This is a genomic window from Pseudomonas sp. LBUM1661, assembly GCF_059695925.1.
Genome location: NZ_CP166794.1, coordinates 2,809,544 through 2,826,400 on the forward strand (window position 1 = coordinate 2,809,544; position 16,857 = coordinate 2,826,400).

A 16,857-nucleotide genomic window follows, 5' to 3' on the forward strand; every position below is an offset into this window, starting at 1 on the left:
CGGCGTCCCAACCATTACCCCCAAATGTGGGTGACGAAGGCATGAAAAAAGCACAGCGGTTTGCCGTCAAGCAGAGACCGAGAGTGTGCGTCTGTCGTGCAGTTGGGGGCCCTGAAACGGGTGTGAACTTTCCCCGTTAGCGGGTGTCATTCCCCAGCCGTTTTCCCCGGTCGCGGCACAGTAATGCTGATGCGCCATTGTTTATTCAGTATCCGTACTTTCGTAAAAAAAGTGACAAGTTTGGCGAGGTCCTTGCACCAGCCCCATTACCCCCTTCACTACTTCGAGGCGGCTGGTAATGGACAGAAAAACGCGGTACCCCTTCAAATGGTTCGGCCTCCTGACGCCGCTGAGCGTTCTTCTGACAATGACGCTGGGCAACGCCCCGCTGCGTGCCAGCCCTATCGATGACGAGCGACAGCCAGAACCTTCCGACCCCTCGGCTTACTACGATGAACCGGCTGACAAAGCAGGCGCCTTGAACGCCATTTTGACCATGCCTCCGGCTAACCTGGATTCCTTCGACCTGCCGGCTGGCGTCAAAGGCAGCAAAGACACCACGCGCCAGGAAAACATCCTGCCGCCGGCGGTGCAGACCAGTTTCAATTACCCTACTAACGGGAAACCCAGCCCACTGTACGGTGCGCTGCCGTTCACTCAGCAACTGGTGCTGTTCGAAGAATTCGGTCCGGAAAAACTCGACCCCGCCACCCCGGCGGCACTCTTGCCGTTTCCACCGGCCGCCATTGGCCCGATGCCACAACAAGATCCCACCAGTGCGGCCCGCAGCGCGCCATCCAGCACCGCACTCGATGCATTCTTGCGCCAACCGGGCTTGACCCCGTTCCCGAGTCAGTACTCCAACGTGGTCGACCGCAACCCTTGGCAGAAGCAGATCGAATTTTTCCTCAATCGCCGTATCGGCTCGTCGGCGGAAGGCCGTCCGCCAGGAAAGGGCTGGTCGCACCAGCGCTGGAACGAGTTCTACCCGCAAGTGGCCTACAAAACCGTGCAAACCGGGGCCAGGCTCAACAGTGGTTGGCGTGACAGTCGTCAGATGCATCGCTATGCAGTGGGTGAGTTCGGCCCCGGCGGTCTCTATCACAACGTGGCCGGTGTCCCGGTCACGAATGGCACCGCCAAGGGCGTCGATCCACGTTTCCACCCGAAAATGCCGGTGCAGAATCACAACTCGGTGTGGACCTTCGACGGCACCTTGCCGCCCAAATTGCTCATGGTGCGTTACGGGCAACCCGTGTTGATGCGTCATTACAACGGCTTGCCGATCGACCCGTCGGCGAACATGGGGTTTGGTCTGCACACCATCAGTACCCATGAACACAACGGTCACGTACCGGCGGAAAGCGACGGTTATGCCAATGCGTTTTTCTTCCCGGGGCAATTTTACGACTATCGCTGGCCGATCCAGTTGGCCGGCTACGACAGCATCAACACCAAGGCTGAGGACCCACGTGCAGCTTTTCCGTGCTCGCCGGGCGAAACCCTTTGGACCAACGACCTCACCCCCAGCCGCAAGACCTGTGACAACGGCATGATCAAGATCCGCGGCGACTGGCGCGAAACCATGAGCACCCACTGGTTTCACGACCACATGCTCGATTTCACCGCGCAGAACGTCTACAAGGGCAACGCGGCAATGATGAACTACTACAGCGCCCTGGACCGCGGCAATGAATCGGTGAATGACGGCGTCAACCTGCGCCTGCCCAGTGGCAGCGCCTTGCCCTGGGGTAACCGCGACTACGACGTCAACCTGATGTTTGCCGACAAGGCGTGGGATAAAAACGGTCAACTGTGGTTCAACCCCTTCAACACTGACGGCTTCCTCGGTGACCAGGTGCTGGTCAACTGGAAGTGGAAACCGACTCTGGACGTGCGCGCCCGCAGCTATCGCTTCCGCATGCTCAATGGCTCAGTGTCGCGCTACTTCAAACTGGCGCTGGTGCGGGAGATCAAGGGCACCAGCGGCGAGTTCCAAGGGCCTGCCGGGTCGGGCGTGTCGTTTGCTCGCGTGCCGTTTCACATGATTGCCAATGACGGCAACATCATGGAGCACAGCGTGCCGTTCGACGGCAGCATGGACCTGGATGCCGACGGCGATAAACAGAACCACAACGCGATCCTGCCAACCCTGGGCATCGCCGAGCGTTTCGACATCATCGTCAACTTCTCGAAAAACGGGATCAAGCCAGGCGACAAGCTGTTCTTCGTCAACCTGCTGGTGCACGAAGACGGCAAGGGTCCGGAAGAACCCGCCTCCCTGGCTGACGTGCTGTCCGAGAAATACAAGGCGATTCTCAAGCAAACCAGCAAGGGGCCGAAGTGGGAAAACGGTGATCCGGCGGTAGGCAAGGTCTTGCAATTCAACGTCAAGGCCTACACCGGTCAGGACCTGGCCATGGACCCGGCGGCTTATGAACCGGCCAAACCGGGCAAGGCTGAAGGCCTGGTGATGCTCCCGTTGAAGATTCATCGCGACAACACCGCCGACAAGGCGCTGCTGGCCAAAGCCCGTCACCGCACGTTCACCTTCGGCCGTTCCGATGGCACCGATGAAGCACCGTGGACGGTCAAGACCGATGGCGGGTTCGGCTTCAGCATGGACCCACGGCGTTTGAACACTGCGACCAAATTGGCCAGTGGCCCCACCGATGCCGGTGTCGCCGGTTTCGGCACCCTGGAAGTGTGGAACATCAAGCTCGGCGGCGAGGGCTGGAGCCACCCGGTGCATGTGCATTTCGAGGAGGGGATCATCCTCAGCCGCGGCGGCAAGCTGCCACCGGAATGGGAAAAATGGGCCCGCAAGGACGTGTACCGCATTGGCCCGGAAAAGGATGGCCTGGACAGCGTCGAGATCGCGATTCACTTCCGCGAGTTCGCCGGGACATACATGGAGCACTGTCACAACACTCAGCATGAGGACAACTCCATGCTGCTGCGTTGGGACGTTGAAAAACCCGGGCAATTCCAACTGATGCCGACACCGCTGCCGAGTTGGGATGGTGTGCGCTACGTGAACTCCGCCGCGCTGCCAACCTTCCGCACTGGCGACGGCTACGGCCCCCAAGTGGTGGTCAAACCATGAACCGCGAGGGAGCCGACATGAAGTTGCTAATGTCGCGCTCCCGCGCCCTGGGCATGCACCTTATGTGAGGGCGATTCCTTGGCACGTTCGAGTAACTGCGTCGTTACCCTTTTAGAACCCTCGACAAACACCTTATCCGGTATCGGCGAGGGTAACGCCCTCCTGTCGGTACTCATGAACCTGTCACGAAGCTGCCTGATCCATCTAGAAATGCCTTCAGGATTCCGTACGGCCATGAACTCATTCAAGAACGTCCTGACGCTGGCTCAAGAGCGAAGACTTCGTGCTCTGGATCTGTGGCACCGTGCGCTCGAAAACGTCTCCCTGCGTATGGATTGCCCGGATGCCTATCACGAGGAACTGATCCGGCAGGCGGATGAAATGGATCGGCAGAGGATCGTGGATTGGGAGGAGTGGCGAGACCTTCGCGTCAAGGCAGATCATGCCTATTTGCGTGCGGTGGCAGGAGCGGATTATCACTGAGTGGCTGGACGACCGTGCGTGTCCAGTCGTACTGTCTGCTCCAGCCGATCAGCCTGGAGAGCCACAACAATGAATGAGATCGCCACCCACCTGCCTGACACGCGCAGCGCCAACGAACAAAGGCTGCGTGAGGAACTGGCGGCGTGTTATCGCCTGGTTGCGCACTTTCGCATGACCGACTTGATCTTCACCCACATCTCGGTGCGTCTGCCGGGGCCGGAGCATCACTTCCTGATCAATCCTTACGGGCTGATGTTCGATGAAATCACTGCGTCCAACCTGGTGAAGATCGACCTCAATGGCCACGCGGTCGAGCCGTCACCGTTCCCGGTGAACCCGGCGGGGTTCGTGATTCACAGCGCGATTCACGGGGCCCGTGAAGATGCGCATTGCGTGCTGCACACTCATACCAAATCCGGTTGTGCGGTCGCCGCGTTGAAGTGCGGATTGTTGCCGGTGAACCAGATTTCCATGGAGTTCTACGGTCGTGTGGCTTACCACGATTACGAAGGCGTAGCGCTGGACATGAGCGAGCAGCAGCGATTGGTGCACGACCTCGGCGACAAACCGGTGTTGATGCTGCGCAATCATGGTCTGCTGACGGTGGGTGAAACCGTGAGCCAGGCGTTTTTGCGCATGTATTACCTTGAGAAAGCGTGCGAAATCCAGTTGGCGGCACAGGCCGCCGGGGAGGTGGTGCTACCGCCGGCCGAGATCTGCGAGCACACCGAACGGCAGTTCAATGATCCTGGGCGGCCGCTGGATGAGGGTGAGCTGAGTGATCCGGATGCGATGCAACTGGCTTGGGCGGCCTTGCTGCGGTTGCTGGAACGGGTGGCGCCGGGGTATCGGAACTGAGCTGCGTCAGGTGCTGAATGAACGGACGTCATCGCGGGCAAGCCCGTTCCCACAGGGAGCCGGGATCAAAAGTGGGAGCGAGCCTGCTCGCGATGCAGGCACCTCTGTTCTTCGGCCTTGCAAGACTGGAGATCGGCAACCCTCTTGCTGTACAGTCGTTCAGCTCGCCCGCAAAACGCGAGCCCCTATGTTGAATCCAGGAGCGTGTCGCCGATGAATCAGGAAGCCCGTTTTTCCCGCATGGAACCGGAGTTGCGCAAGGCCAATCTGATCGAGGCGACGCTGGTGTGCCTCAAGCGTCACGGCTTTCAAGGGGCGTCTATTCGCAAGATTTCCGCCGAGGCCGGGGTTTCCGTGGGGCTGATCAGCCACCACTATTCCGGCAAGGATGAACTGGTGGCCGAAGCTTACATGGCGATCACCGGGCGGGTCATGACCTTGCTGCGCGACGCCATGGAGCAAGCGGCGCCCAATGCCCGCGAGCGTTTGTCGGCGTTTTTTCGTGGTTCATTCTCCGCCGAATTGCTCGATCCGCAGCTGATTGACGCCTGGCTGGCGTTCTGGGGCGCGGTGAAGACCGCCGAGGCGATCAACCAGGCGCACGACCATTCCTACGGCGAGTACCGCGGCATCTTGCGCAAAGTGCTGACGGAACTGGCGCAGGAGGAGGGCTGGGAACACTTCGACGCCGATCTCGCCGCCATCAGCCTGAGCGCTTTGCTTGACGGTTTGTGGCTGGAGTTGGGCCTGAACCCCGGCACCTTCACCCCGGAACAGGGCATGCAGATTTGCGAGGCCTGGGTCGACGGTTTGCAGGCCGGCGGTCGCCAGCGCTTTTGCGTGCAGACGAGCAGCTGTTGATCGCCTGTTCAACAGTGGCTACTCTCTGCCGCTGACGCAGCAAAACACTCTAATAAGAAACAAGCCTTCGGGCCCGTGCAGGACACCCAGCAATGACTCCTCGGGTACTGATCGTCGATGACGATCCGCTGATTCGCGAACTGTTGCACGCCTACCTGTCCCAGGAAGGCTATGAGGTGCATTGCGCCGCCACGGCGGAACTGGCCGAAACCTTTCTGGCCAGCCAGGCCGTGGACCTGGTCATGCTCGATATCCGTTTGCCGGGCAAGGACGGCCTGACCCTGACCCGCGAACTGCGGGTGCGTTCGGAAGTCGGGATCATCCTGATCACCGGGCGCAACGATGAAATCGATCGCATCGTCGGTCTCGAATGCGGCGCCGATGACTATGTGATCAAACCGCTCAATCCCCGCGAACTGGTCTCGCGGGCGAAAAACCTGATTCGCCGGGTGCGCCACGCACAGACGCCGCAACCGGTGGCCGCCGTTTCCCGGCCGGTCAAACAGTTCGCTGATTGGGCGCTGGACACCGACCGCCGACGCCTGATCGATCCGGCCGGCAGTGAAACCCTGCTGACCCACGGCGAATACCAGTTGCTCAGCGTGTTCCTGCGCAACAGCGGCCACACCCTGAGCCGCGACCAATTGATGGACCAGATTCGCAACCGCGAATGGGTGCCCAACGATCGCTCCATCGATGTGCTGGTGGGCCGCTTGCGCCGCAAGTTGCACGACGATCCCGCCGAACCGCAGTTGATCATCACCATTCACGGCGCCGGTTACCTGTTCACGGCCAGCCTCGCGGCGTGATGCGGCGACTGTTGTGGCTGCTGCTCGTGCTGATCACGGGGCAGACGATGGCCGCCGACAAGGTGCGCTATTGCGATTACCCGGTGTACCCGCCGATTTCCTGGAGCGACGGCAAACAGGTGCGTGGCCTCGCACCGAGCGTGGTGAATAAACTGTTCGGCGAACTGGGCTACGAGGTCGACATCGTGGTGCTGGGCAACTGGAAGCGTTGCCTGCTCGACGCCGCTGAAGGCCGGGTCGATGTGGTGCTCGCGTACAGCACCGTGCAACGGGAGCAGAGCATGCTGTTTTCCACGGTGCCGGTGCTGCGCGAAGAGGTTGCATTGTTTATCAATCGCCAACATCCAGTGCAGTTCGAACGCCTGCAAGACCTGGCCCGTTACCATGGCGGATTGCTGTTCGGCGAGAGTTACGGTGTGGAATTCGATCGCATGGTCGCGCAAAACAACAACATTGAATGGGTCTCCGACAGCCGCCAGAACTTCGGCAAGCTGATTCGCGGACGCATTGATTTCATCACTCAGGAACGCCGCACCGGCCAGTTGTACATCGAGAACCTGGCCGGAGCGCAAGACATCGTGGCCCTGCCCACCGCCCTGAGCGTCGACTATTTGCGGGTCGCGGTGTCGCGCCGCTCGCCGTTGGCCAGCAGCATGGCGCAGATCAATGCGCAATTGCAGCGCATGGTCGATGCCGGCGATATCGAGCGCCTGCTCAATGAAAGCGAAGTCACCTACCGCGACATGATCAACCTGCCGGCGAACGAGCAATGATCCGCGCCCGTCCCGGTGGGCTGTTGCGGCGTCTGCTGCTGTTCATTCTGCTGTTCAGCCTGTGTTTCACCGTGCTCGCCAGCACCGTGCAGTTGTACATCGAATACCGCCGGGAAATGCGTGACATCGACTCGCGCATGGAACTGATCCGCGCCGGCTATCTGGCCAGCCTGGAGCGCAGCCTGTGGGACCTGAACCAGGAACAGTTGAACGTGCAATTGCGCGGTCTGGTGGATTTCTCCGACGTGGCGCGGGTGCACTTGACGGGGCCGGACTACGACCTGGTGCAAGGCAATCCGGACCCGGTCGGGCCGTTGCGGGTCGAGCGTTTTGCCCTGGCTTATCAGCCGCCGTCCGGCCCGTTGCGACACCTCGGTGAGCTGGAGGTCAGTACCGATCTGGGCGCGGTGTATCAGCGCCTGATTGCCAGCGGCTTGACCAGTCTGTTGTGGATGGGGGTGTTCCTGTGTGGGCTGGCGGTGGCGTTGTCCGGACTGTTTTACCGCTTGGTCACGCGTCATCTGCAAATCATGGCTGAATTTGCCCGGCGTATCGCCGCCGGTGAATGGCACGAGCCCTTGCGCCTGGACAAGCGGCGCAGCGCGCAAGCTGATGAAATCGACACCGTGGCTCACGCCCTCGACGACATGCGCCGGGCGATCCTCAGCGACATTGATCGGCGTGAAACCGATCGCCTGGCGTTGCAGGACAATCGCGATGAACTGCTGCGCATGGTCGAGCGCCGCACGGCCAGCCTGATGCGCGCCAAGGATGAAGCCGAGGCGGCCAACCAGGCCAAGTCACGATTCCTGGCGACCATGAGCCACGAATTGCGCACGCCGCTCAACGGCATTCTCGGCATGGCGGAATTGCTGCGTGGCGCCAGCCTCGACGAGCGCGACGGCAAACGTCTGGATGCGCTGCACAAGGCGGGCGAGGGCTTGCTGACCATCCTCAATGAAGTGCTGTATTTCGCCAAACTGGAAGAGGGCGCAAGCCTGCCCGAACCGGTGGATTTTGCTATTCGCCACCTGCTGGACGAAGTGCTGACCTTGCTGGAACCGAAGGCCCTGGCCAACGACACGCTCCTGCATTGTCGGGTCGATCAACGGGTAGCCGAACTTCACCATGGCGCCGAACAATTCCTGCGACAGGTGTTGAGCAACCTGCTGGCCAATGCGATCAAGTTCACCGAGGGCGGGGAGGTCAGTGTCGAGGTGACGTGCCTCGCACAGCCCGGAGGGCAGAGCGGGCAACACCTGCGGATCAGTGTGACTGACAACGGCATCGGCATCGCGCCGCTGATGCAGGCGAAGATTTTCGAGCGTTTTACCCAGGCCAGTGAAGAAGTGGCGCAGCGTTTTGGCGGCACCGGGTTGGGGTTGGCGATCTGTAAACATCTGGTCGAGCACATGGGCGGCTGCATCGGCGTCAGCAGTGAAGTCGGACGCGGCAGTTGCTTCTGGTTCGAGCTGACGTTGCGGCCCGCGACCGGTGTGACGGCCGTCGCACCCGTTGCGGTGATGGGGCCCGCGTTGAAGGTGCTGGTGGTCGAGGATGTTGCGCTGAACCGCGAAGTGGTCGAGGGCCTGCTGCAACGGGACGGCCACCAGGTGTGGTTGGCCGAGGAGGCGCAACAGGCGTTGGCACAGTGTGCCGGGCAGGCGTTCGATCTGATTCTGCTGGACGTTCATCTGCCGGGCCTGAGTGGCGACGAGCTGTGCAGGTTGATCCGCAACCATCCGGGGCCGAACCGCCAGACCCGCATCTTCGCCCTCACCGCCAGCGTGCAGCCGGCGCTGGTGCGTCGTTATCTGGAGGCCGGCATGGACGGCGTTCTGGGCAAGCCACTGAAGCTGGATCATTTGCGTCAGGCACTGGCGGGGCAAGCGCCGATCCCCGAGCCGGCGATGGATGACGAGATGGACTGGCCGTTGCTGCACACCCATCGCACCTTGCTTGGTGAACAGAAAGTTCAGGGCCTGCTCGCGGTGCTGCGCGATTCGATCCTGCAACATCGTGAGGCGTTGAGCGAAGCCATCGCGGCGGACGATTGCACCGAGGTCGCCCACTTGGCCCATCGCCTGGCGGGCAGCGGCGATTCCCTGGGGTTCAGGGCCTTGGCCAACGTTTTGCGACGGCTCGAAGCCGCCGCGCTGGCCAGTGACGAGGCGGCGATACGCACTCTGGCAGCGTCGGTGGATGAGCAATTGCAGCGCTCGCAAGCGGCGTTGGATGTCTTGATACAGCCCTGACGCACAAGTTTGTTACGACTTTTTACATCTTTGATCTTTACGTACAACGTGACCTTACATGGCTTTCCAATAATCGACGCAACCGCCGCAGCGCGGTCTTCGAAGCTTATTGGAGATAATAATAATGAATGGCCGTAAAGCTGATCCTTCCCTGCGCCATGCGCTGCGCACCTCACTGACTGCTGAGGTGCCGACATGAGCGATAACATCGACCGCAAAGGCATCCAACTGACCCGCGCCCTGAAGAGCCGGCACATTTTCATGCTGTCGCTGGGCGGCGTAATCGGCACCGGTCTCTTTATGGGCTCCGGCGTGACCATCAACCAGGGCGGGCCGGTGGGAGCGATTCTGGCGTACCTCGTCGCTGGTTTCCTGATGTACCTGGTGATGGTTTGCCTCGGCGAACTGTCGGTGCAGATGCCGGTGTCCGGTTCGTTCCAGACTCACGCCACCCAATTCATCGGACCGGCCACCGGCTTCATGATCGGCTGGGTGTACTGGATGAGCTGGGCCACCACCGTGGGCCTGGAGTTCACCGCCGCCGGCATGCTGATGACCCGCTGGTTCCCGGCGATACCGATCTGGTACTGGTCGGCGCTGTTCGTGGTGGTGCTGTTCGGCATCAATGCCTTGGCAACTCGCGCGTTCGGCGAGGCGGAATACTGGTTTTCCGGGATCAAGGTCGCGGCGATCCTCGGCTTCATCGTCGTCGGTGTGCTGGTGATCTTCGGCGCGATCCCGCTGACCAGTGGCGCGCCCGCGCCGATGGCGACCAACCTGATCGGCGACTCTTTGTTCCCCAACGGCCTGTCGGCGGTGTTCGCGGTGATGATGACCGTGGTCTACGCCTTCCAGGGCTGCGAGATTATGGGCGTGGCTGCCGGCGAAACCGATCAACCGGAAAAAAGCATCCCGCGTGCCGTGCGCAACGTGGTGTTCCGCGTGCTGATTTTCTACGTGCTGGCGATCATTGTGCTGTCGGCCATCGTGCCGTGGCAGCAGGCGGGACTGATGGAAAGCCCGTTCGTGCAGGTGTTCGACATGGTCGGCATTCCGTTCGCCGCTGATCTGATGAACTTCGTGATCCTCACGGCCATTCTGTCGGTGGGCAACTCCGGTTTGTACGCCTCGACCCGCATCCTGTGGGCGATGTCGAAAACCGGCATGGCACCGAAAAGCCTCTCGCCCCTGAGCAAGCGCGGCGTGCCGTTACGCGCCCTGAGCATCACCTTGTGCTTTGCGCTGGTGTCGCTGATGACCAGTTTCGTCGCGGCCGACACCTTGTTCATGGTGCTGATGGCGGTGAGCGGGATGTCCGGCACCGTGACCTGGATCGTCATCGCGCTGGCGCAGTACAAGTTTCGCAAGGCCTACCTGCGCGACGGCGGCAAACTCAGCGACCTGAAATACCGCGCCCCCTGGTTCCCGGTGTTGCCGCTGATGTGCATCACGCTGTGCTGCTCGTTGTTCGTGTTCCTGGCGCTGGATGAAACCCAGCGGCCGTCACTGTATTGGGGCTTCGGGTTCATCGCGTTGTGCTATGGCGCGTACTTTGTGTTCCATCGCAAGCGCGAGGCGGTGCTGGCACCGAGCCTGTCTTAAGTTCAAGCGGTAAAAAAACTGTGGGAGCGAGCCTGCTCGCGATGGCGGTGGATCAGTCAGCAGACATGTTGAATGTGATACCGCTATCGCGAGCAGGCTCGCTCCCACATTGATTTCATGGCGAAGGCTCTGTGGAAGCGGTGTCCCTGAGATTGCAGCGGTGTAGCCAGTTGTTCGAAGTTGTAACAGCGCCACCGCCCCACGATCGCCTCCCGACAAATAATCAATATAAAACAACAACTTAATAAGATTTAAAGTCTGTTACAGCGCATTCCATCGCCGATTGCCGCCTTACTGAACACTCGTTTAGTATGGCCTCAAGTCGCAACACCTCACGCCAAACACAATAATTCGAGGACTCGCATGACTACTCATGATTCTCTGCTCAGTCAGGTCGAAGCAGGCGTTGCCTGGATCACCCTTAATCGCACCGCCCAACGCAACGCGCTGGACATCCCGACGCTGAAAAATCTCCACGCCTTGCTCGACGGTTTCAACGCCGATCCTGCGGTCCGCGTTGTGGTCCTGACCGGCAGCGGCCGCAGCTTCTGTGCCGGCGCCGACCTCGACGAATGGGCCGCCGCCGAAGCCCGTGGCGCGCTGGAAAGCTACGGCTGGACCGAAACCGCCCACGCCCTGATGAGCCGTTTGTACAGCCTGGAAAAACCCACCATCGCCGCCATCAACGGCACCGCCGTCGGCGCGGGGATGGACCTGACCCTGTGTTGCGACCTGCGCATCGCCGGGCAATCGGCGCGGTTCAAGGCCGGCTACACCAGCATGGCCTACTCGCCGGATGCCGGCGCCAGTTGGCATCTGCCACGCCTGATCGGCGTCGAGCAAGCCAAGCGCCTGTTGTTCCTCGACGAATTGTGGGGCGCCGACCGTGCGCTGACCGCGGGCCTGATCAGTGACGTTTGCGCCGACGATCAACTGCAAAGTGTCGCCAGTGAGCTCGCCGCACGCCTGGCCAGCGGGCCGACATTGGCCTTTGCCCAGACCAAAAAGCTCATGCGCGAAGGCGCCAACCGCAGCCTGCCCGAACAACTGCAAGCGGAACTCGCCGCCGGCCTGTTGTGCGGTCGCAGCGAAGACGGCAACGAAGCCCTGCGCGCGGCCATGGAAAAACGCCCGGCACGCTTCATCGGTCGCTAAGTCTTCGCACCTTCTATCAGCACACGAACAACAGGTAGCAGCATGAATTTCCAACTGACCCAAGAACAAGAAATGTTGGTGGACTCGGTACGCAGCTTCGTCGAGAAGGAACTGCTGCCCTATGAAGATGGAGTCGATCGCGCCGACGAAGTCTCGCCGGAACTGGCGGCACAGATTCGCGGCAAGGCGATTGCCGCCGGTTTCTACGCCTTCAACATGCCGGAAGAGGTCGGTGGTGGTGGCCTGGATTACCTGTCACAGGCGCTGATCGAGCGTGAGCTGTCCAAGGTCTCCTGGGCGCTGCACGTATTTGTCGCGCGGCCGTCGAAAATCCTCATGGCCTGCACCGGCGACCAGATCGACGACTACCTGTTGCCGTGCATCCAGGGCGAAAAGATCGACTGCTTCGCGCTGACCGAGCCGGGCGCCGGGTCCGATGCCAACGCGATCAAGACACGCGCGGTGCGTGACGGTGACGACTTTGTCCTCAACGGCAGCAAGCACTTCATCAGCCACGCCGGCCACGCCGATTTCGCCATCGTCTTTGCGGTGACTGACACCTACGAGCACAACGGCAAAAAACGCAACGCCGTGACCTCATTCCTGGTCGACCGCAACACCCCGGGCATGACCATCCGCCGGGGGCCCAAGTGCGTGAGCAACCGGGGTTACCACACCTTCGAGATGTTCTTCGACGATTGCCGCGTGCCGGCGTCCAAAGTGCTCGGCGAAGTCGGCAAGGGCTGGGACGTGGCCAACGCCTGGCTGACCGCCGGGCGCGTGATGGTCGCGGCCAACTGCGTCGGTCAGGCGCAACGGGCACTCGACCTGTCGCTGCAATGGGCGGCGGACCGCAAACAGTTCGGCCAGCCGATCGGTAGTTACCAAGGGGTGTCGTTCAAGTTGGCGGACATGGCCACGCAAATTCGCGCCGCCGAACTGCTGACCCTGCACACCGCCTGGAAGATGGACCAGGGCACCATGACCGATGGCGAGGCCGGCATGGCCAAGCTGTTTGCCAGCGAAGTGCTGGGCCGCGCGGCCGACGAAGCGGTGCAGATTTTTGGTGGTATGGGCCTGATGGACGAAGGTCCGGTGGAACGCATCTGGCGCAACGCGCGAATCGAACGGATCTGGGAAGGCACGTCGGAAATCCAGCGCCACATCATTTCCCGCGAACTGCTGCGGCCACTGCTGCGCTGATCGGCGCGGAGAATTGCTATGTCCCAGACCCTTCGTGACAACCTTAAACGCATGCTCGCACCCCGGCACGTCGCGTTCGTCGGTGGCCGCAGCATGGCCCGCGCCCTCAAGCGCTGCGCCGAGGGCGGCTACCCCGGGCACATGTGGCTGATCAATCCGCAGCACGACAGCCTCGAAGGCGTGCCGTGTGTGCGCAGCATTGCCGAACTGCCGTGCGGGCCGGACGCGGTGTTCATCGCGACCAACCGCGACCTGACCCTGACCGCCGTCGCCGAACTGGCCGCCATCGGCACCGGCGGCGCGATTTGCTACGCCTCCGGTTTTGCCGAAACCGGCGCCGAAGGCCAGGCCCTGCAACGGCAACTGCTCGAAGCCGCCGGCGACATGGCGTTGCTCGGCCCCAACTGCTACGGACTGCTCGACTACCTGCACAGCTGCGCGCTGTGGCCGGTGGCCCATGGCGGCAAAGCGGTGGAGAAGGGCGTGGCGGTGCTGACCCAGAGCGGCAACTTTGCCTACAACCTGTCGATGAGCGACCGCTCGCTGCCGATCGCCTACATGGCCTCGGTCGGCAATCAGGCGCAGTTGGGCGTGGCCGAATTGCTCGACGTCCTGCTCGATGAACCGCGGGTCACCGCCATCGGCCTGCACCTCGAAGGCTTGAACAACGTGCCGGGTTTCGCCCGCGCCGCGCACAAGGCACTGGAGAAGGGCATTCCGATCATTGCCCTGAAAACCGGCGTGTCGCAGATCGGTGCCGAATTGGCCCTGAGTCACACCAGTTCACTGTCCGGTTCCGATGCGCTGTACGACGCCTTGTTTGCCCGACTCGGAGTGATCCGCGTCAGCGGTCCGGTGAGTTTTGTCGAAACCCTGAAAGCCGCGGCGTGCGGCGTCCTGCCGGCGGGCAACAGTCTGATTGCGCTGGCCTGTTCCGGCGGTGATGCCGGGTTGATCGCTGACTACGCCGAACGCAATGAACTGGCGTTGCCGACGCTCGACGCTGGCCAGGTCGATGAGCTGGCGCAGGTGTTGCCAACCTACGCCAATCTGGTCAACCCGCTGGATTTCACCACGGCGATCTGGGGCGATGGCGAAGCGCTGATCCGCATGCTCGACAGCGCCCTGCGCACCGAAGCCGATGCGGCAATGTTGGTACTCGATTACCCCTCGGAATTCACCGGCGAGCGCAAGGAATGCGACCTGCTGCTGGACCTGTATTGCAACGCGCTGGCGCTCCATGGCAAGACCGGTTTTGTCACATCGGCATTTCCCGAGCTGCTGCCGGCGCATGCTCGCGAGCGTTTGCATCAACAAGGTGTCGCGGCCTTGCAAGGGGTCGAAGACGGTTTGGCCGCCTGGGGTCGCATCGCCGGTTATCAGCGCAATCGCCAGGACTTGCTGGCCTTGGGTGAATCGGCGCTGGTGCCGTTGTGCCCGCAAGCGCTGGAAGGTGAAGGCCGGTTGCTCAACGAATGGGAGTCCAAACAGGCCCTGCGCGTGTTTGGCCTGCCAACGCCCAACGGCGTCTTGAGTACGCCAGAAAACGCATTGAAAGACGCACAAGCGCTGGGCTATCCGCTGGTGCTCAAAGCCGTCAGTGCGAAACTGCCGCACAAGACCGAGGCCGGCGCCGTGGCGCTCAACCTCAAGGACGATGCGGCCCTGAGCGCAGCGCTGGAAAAAATGCGCGCGAGCATCGCCGCCTACGCGCCGGACGTGGCCTTCGAGCAACTGCTGCTGGAGCCGATGGCCAAGCCGCCGTTGGCCGAGCTGATCGTCGGCATCAAGCGTGAAAACGATTTCGGCCTGGCCCTGGTGATGGGCGCCGGCGGCATTCTGGTGGAGTTGCTCAAGGACAGTCGCAGCCTGTTGCTGCCGACCACCGACGGCGCGATTCGCCAGGCTTTGCTGAGCCTGCGCAGCGCGCCGTTGCTGCAAGGTTTTCGCGGTCGCGAAGCGGCGGACCTGGACGCGTTGGTGGCGGCGATCCGTGCCGTGGCCGATTACGCCTGCGAAAACGTCGCGCAACTGCTCGAACTCGATGTGAACCCATTGTTGGTCGGCGCCGATGGCACGACTGCGGTCGATGCGTTGATTCGCCTTGGCCATGCGTGAGGAGCTGAACATGCAAAGCAAAACCTTGACCGGTGGCCAGGCGCTGGTGCGTCTGCTGGCCAACTACGGCGTCGACACCGTATTCGGCATTCCCGGCGTGCACACCCTTGAACTGTATCGCGGCTTGCCCGGCAGCGGGATTCGCCACGTGCTGACCCGGCATGAGCAGGGCGCCAGTTTCATGGCTGACGGCTATGCGCGGGTCAGTGGCAAACCCGGCGTATGCTTCATCATCACCGGCCCCGGCGTGACCAACGCCGCCACTGGCATCGGCCAGGCCTACGCCGACTCGATTCCGATGCTGGTGATTTCCAGCGTCAACCACAGCGCCAGCCTCGGCAAGGGCTGGGGCAGCCTGCACGAGTGTCAGGATCAACGCGCGATGACCGCGCCGATCACCGCGTTCTCCGCCGTGGCCCTGACCGCTGAAGACCTGCCGGAACTGATCGCTCGCGCCTACGCGGTGTTCGACAGCGAGCGTCCGCGCCCGGTGCACATCTCGGTGCCGCTGGACGTGTTGTCGGCACCGGTGGCCCGCGACTGGAGCAACGATGTGGTGCGTCGTCCGGGTCGTGGCACGCCAGCGGCCACTGCGCTGGATGAAGCCGTGGCCAAATTGCAAGGCGCCAAACGGCCGATGATCATCGCCGGCGGCGGGGCGCTGAATGCAGTGACAGAGTTGCAAGCAATCAGCACTCGCCTGGCCGCGCCCCTGTTCACCAGCGTCGCCGGCAAAGGCTTGCTGCCGCCGGATGCACCGCTGAATGCCGGATCGTCGCTGTGCGTGGAACCGGGCTGGAACCTGATCGCCGAGGCCGACGTGGTACTGGCGGTCGGCACGGAAATGGCCGACACCGATTTCTGGCGCGAGCGCCTGCCACTCAACGCGGAACTGCTGCGAGTGGACATCGATCCACGCAAGTTCAACGACTTCTATCCCTGCGCAGTGGCGTTGCACGGTGATGCGCAACAGACCCTCAGTGCCTTACTGGAACGCCTGTCGCCGGATATCCGTGACGCCAGCGCCGCCATCGCCAAAGTGGCCGCACTGCGTGAAGCGATTCAGGCCGGCCATGGACCGTTGCAGTCGATCCATCAGGCGATTCTGCAGCGCATTGCCGCCGAACTGCCGGCCGACGCCTTCATCAGCACCGATATGACGCAGCTGGCCTACACCGGCAACTACGCCTTCAACTCCCTGGCGCCACGCAGCTGGTTGCACCCGACCGGCTACGGCACATTGGGTTACGGCTTGCCGGCCGGCATTGGCGCCAAGTTCGGCGCGCCGCAACGGCCGGGCCTGGTGCTGGTCGGTGATGGCGGCTTCCTCTACACCGCGCAGGAACTGGCGACAGCGGTCGAAGAACTGGACAGCCCGCTGGTGGTATTGCTGTGGAACAACGACGCCCTGGGGCAGATTCGCGACGACATGATCGGCCTGGACATTGAGCCGATCGGCGTGCTGCCGCGCAACCCTGACTTCGCAGCCCTTGGCCGCGCGTTCGGCTGCACCGTGACTCAGCCGCAAAGCCTGGCCGAGTTGCAGACCGACTTGCGCCACGGCTTCAAGCGCAACGGCGTGACCCTGATCGAACTCAAGCATGCCTGCGCGCACTGATCTGTATTTCAAGGGG

At 62.0% G+C, this 16,857-nt stretch carries 12 protein-coding genes; all 12 read left to right on the plus strand.

Going from position 1 to position 16,857, the window contains the following annotated elements; all coding sequences use genetic code 11:
- Positions 1 to 298 precede the first annotated feature (298 nt).
- Entirely contained in the window at positions 299 to 3,106 is a 2,808-nt protein-coding gene (locus tag ACA057_RS12900; RefSeq protein WP_497348856.1) for a multicopper oxidase domain-containing protein, read from the plus strand.
- 234 nt (positions 3,107 to 3,340) lie between these two features.
- A complete protein-coding gene (locus ACA057_RS12905) occupies positions 3,341 to 3,589 on the plus strand; it encodes a hypothetical protein (RefSeq protein ID WP_497348858.1) in 249 nt (82 codons plus the stop codon).
- Positions 3,590 to 3,658: 69 nt separating this feature from the next.
- Positions 3,659 to 4,447: a class II aldolase/adducin family protein gene (locus tag ACA057_RS12910; RefSeq protein ID WP_497348860.1), complete on the plus strand. Its 789-nt coding sequence runs from the start codon at positions 3,659 to 3,661 to the stop codon at positions 4,445 to 4,447.
- 213 nt (positions 4,448 to 4,660) lie between these two features.
- Complete coding sequence (locus tag ACA057_RS12915) at positions 4,661 to 5,308, plus strand: TetR family transcriptional regulator C-terminal domain-containing protein (RefSeq protein ID WP_497348862.1); 648 nt, start codon at positions 4,661 to 4,663, stop codon at positions 5,306 to 5,308.
- 92 nt (positions 5,309 to 5,400) lie between these two features.
- Complete coding sequence (locus tag ACA057_RS12920; protein ID WP_497348864.1) at positions 5,401 to 6,117, plus strand: response regulator; 717 nt, start codon at positions 5,401 to 5,403, stop codon at positions 6,115 to 6,117.
- A complete protein-coding gene (locus tag ACA057_RS12925) occupies positions 6,117 to 6,890 on the plus strand; it encodes a substrate-binding periplasmic protein (protein ID WP_497348866.1) in 774 nt (257 codons plus the stop codon). Before ACA057_RS12920 ends, ACA057_RS12925 begins: the two co-directional genes overlap by 1 nt.
- Complete coding sequence (locus ACA057_RS12930) at positions 6,887 to 9,145, plus strand: ATP-binding protein (RefSeq protein WP_497348868.1); 2,259 nt, start codon at positions 6,887 to 6,889, stop codon at positions 9,143 to 9,145. The genes ACA057_RS12925 and ACA057_RS12930 overlap by 4 nt, the downstream gene beginning before the upstream one ends.
- A gap of 195 nt (positions 9,146 to 9,340) precedes the next feature.
- Positions 9,341 to 10,747 (plus strand): amino acid permease, encoded by a 1,407-nt coding sequence (locus ACA057_RS12935; protein ID WP_497348870.1) that lies wholly within the window; start codon positions 9,341 to 9,343, stop codon positions 10,745 to 10,747.
- 363 nt (positions 10,748 to 11,110) lie between these two features.
- Positions 11,111 to 11,902, plus strand: coding sequence for an enoyl-CoA hydratase/isomerase family protein (locus ACA057_RS12940; RefSeq protein WP_497348872.1), 792 nt, complete (start codon positions 11,111 to 11,113; stop codon positions 11,900 to 11,902).
- 42 nt (positions 11,903 to 11,944) lie between these two features.
- Complete coding sequence (locus tag ACA057_RS12945) at positions 11,945 to 13,105, plus strand: acyl-CoA dehydrogenase family protein (RefSeq protein ID WP_497348874.1); 1,161 nt, start codon at positions 11,945 to 11,947, stop codon at positions 13,103 to 13,105.
- 18 nt (positions 13,106 to 13,123) lie between these two features.
- Positions 13,124 to 15,223 carry an acetate--CoA ligase family protein gene (locus ACA057_RS12950; RefSeq protein WP_497348876.1) on the plus strand — a complete coding sequence of 700 codons (2,100 nt, stop codon included), beginning with the start codon at positions 13,124 to 13,126 and terminating at the stop codon, positions 15,221 to 15,223.
- Between the two features lie 10 nt (positions 15,224 to 15,233).
- Positions 15,234 to 16,841, plus strand: coding sequence for a 5-guanidino-2-oxopentanoate decarboxylase (locus tag ACA057_RS12955; RefSeq protein ID WP_497348878.1), 1,608 nt, complete (start codon positions 15,234 to 15,236; stop codon positions 16,839 to 16,841).
- The last annotated feature ends 16 nt before the right edge of the window (positions 16,842 to 16,857 follow it).

Bases quoted from the DNA above. Each gene is read 5' to 3' on its own strand.
- ACA057_RS12900 (WP_497348856.1), top strand. From the start codon at position 299: ATGGACAGAAAAACGCGGTACCCCTTCAAATGGTTCGGCCTCCTGACG.
- ACA057_RS12905 (WP_497348858.1), top strand. From the start codon at position 3,341: ATGAACTCATTCAAGAACGTCCTGACGCTGGCTCAAGAGCGAAGACTT.
- ACA057_RS12910 (WP_497348860.1), top strand. From the start codon at position 3,659: ATGAATGAGATCGCCACCCACCTGCCTGACACGCGCAGCGCCAACGAA.
- ACA057_RS12915 (WP_497348862.1), top strand. From the start codon at position 4,661: ATGAATCAGGAAGCCCGTTTTTCCCGCATGGAACCGGAGTTGCGCAAG.
- ACA057_RS12920 (WP_497348864.1), top strand. From the start codon at position 5,401: ATGACTCCTCGGGTACTGATCGTCGATGACGATCCGCTGATTCGCGAA.
- ACA057_RS12925 (WP_497348866.1), top strand. From the start codon at position 6,117: ATGCGGCGACTGTTGTGGCTGCTGCTCGTGCTGATCACGGGGCAGACG.
- ACA057_RS12930 (WP_497348868.1), top strand. From the start codon at position 6,887: ATGATCCGCGCCCGTCCCGGTGGGCTGTTGCGGCGTCTGCTGCTGTTC.
- ACA057_RS12935 (WP_497348870.1), top strand. From the start codon at position 9,341: ATGAGCGATAACATCGACCGCAAAGGCATCCAACTGACCCGCGCCCTG.
- ACA057_RS12940 (WP_497348872.1), top strand. From the start codon at position 11,111: ATGACTACTCATGATTCTCTGCTCAGTCAGGTCGAAGCAGGCGTTGCC.
- ACA057_RS12945 (WP_497348874.1), top strand. From the start codon at position 11,945: ATGAATTTCCAACTGACCCAAGAACAAGAAATGTTGGTGGACTCGGTA.
- ACA057_RS12950 (WP_497348876.1), top strand. From the start codon at position 13,124: ATGTCCCAGACCCTTCGTGACAACCTTAAACGCATGCTCGCACCCCGG.
- ACA057_RS12955 (WP_497348878.1), top strand. From the start codon at position 15,234: ATGCAAAGCAAAACCTTGACCGGTGGCCAGGCGCTGGTGCGTCTGCTG.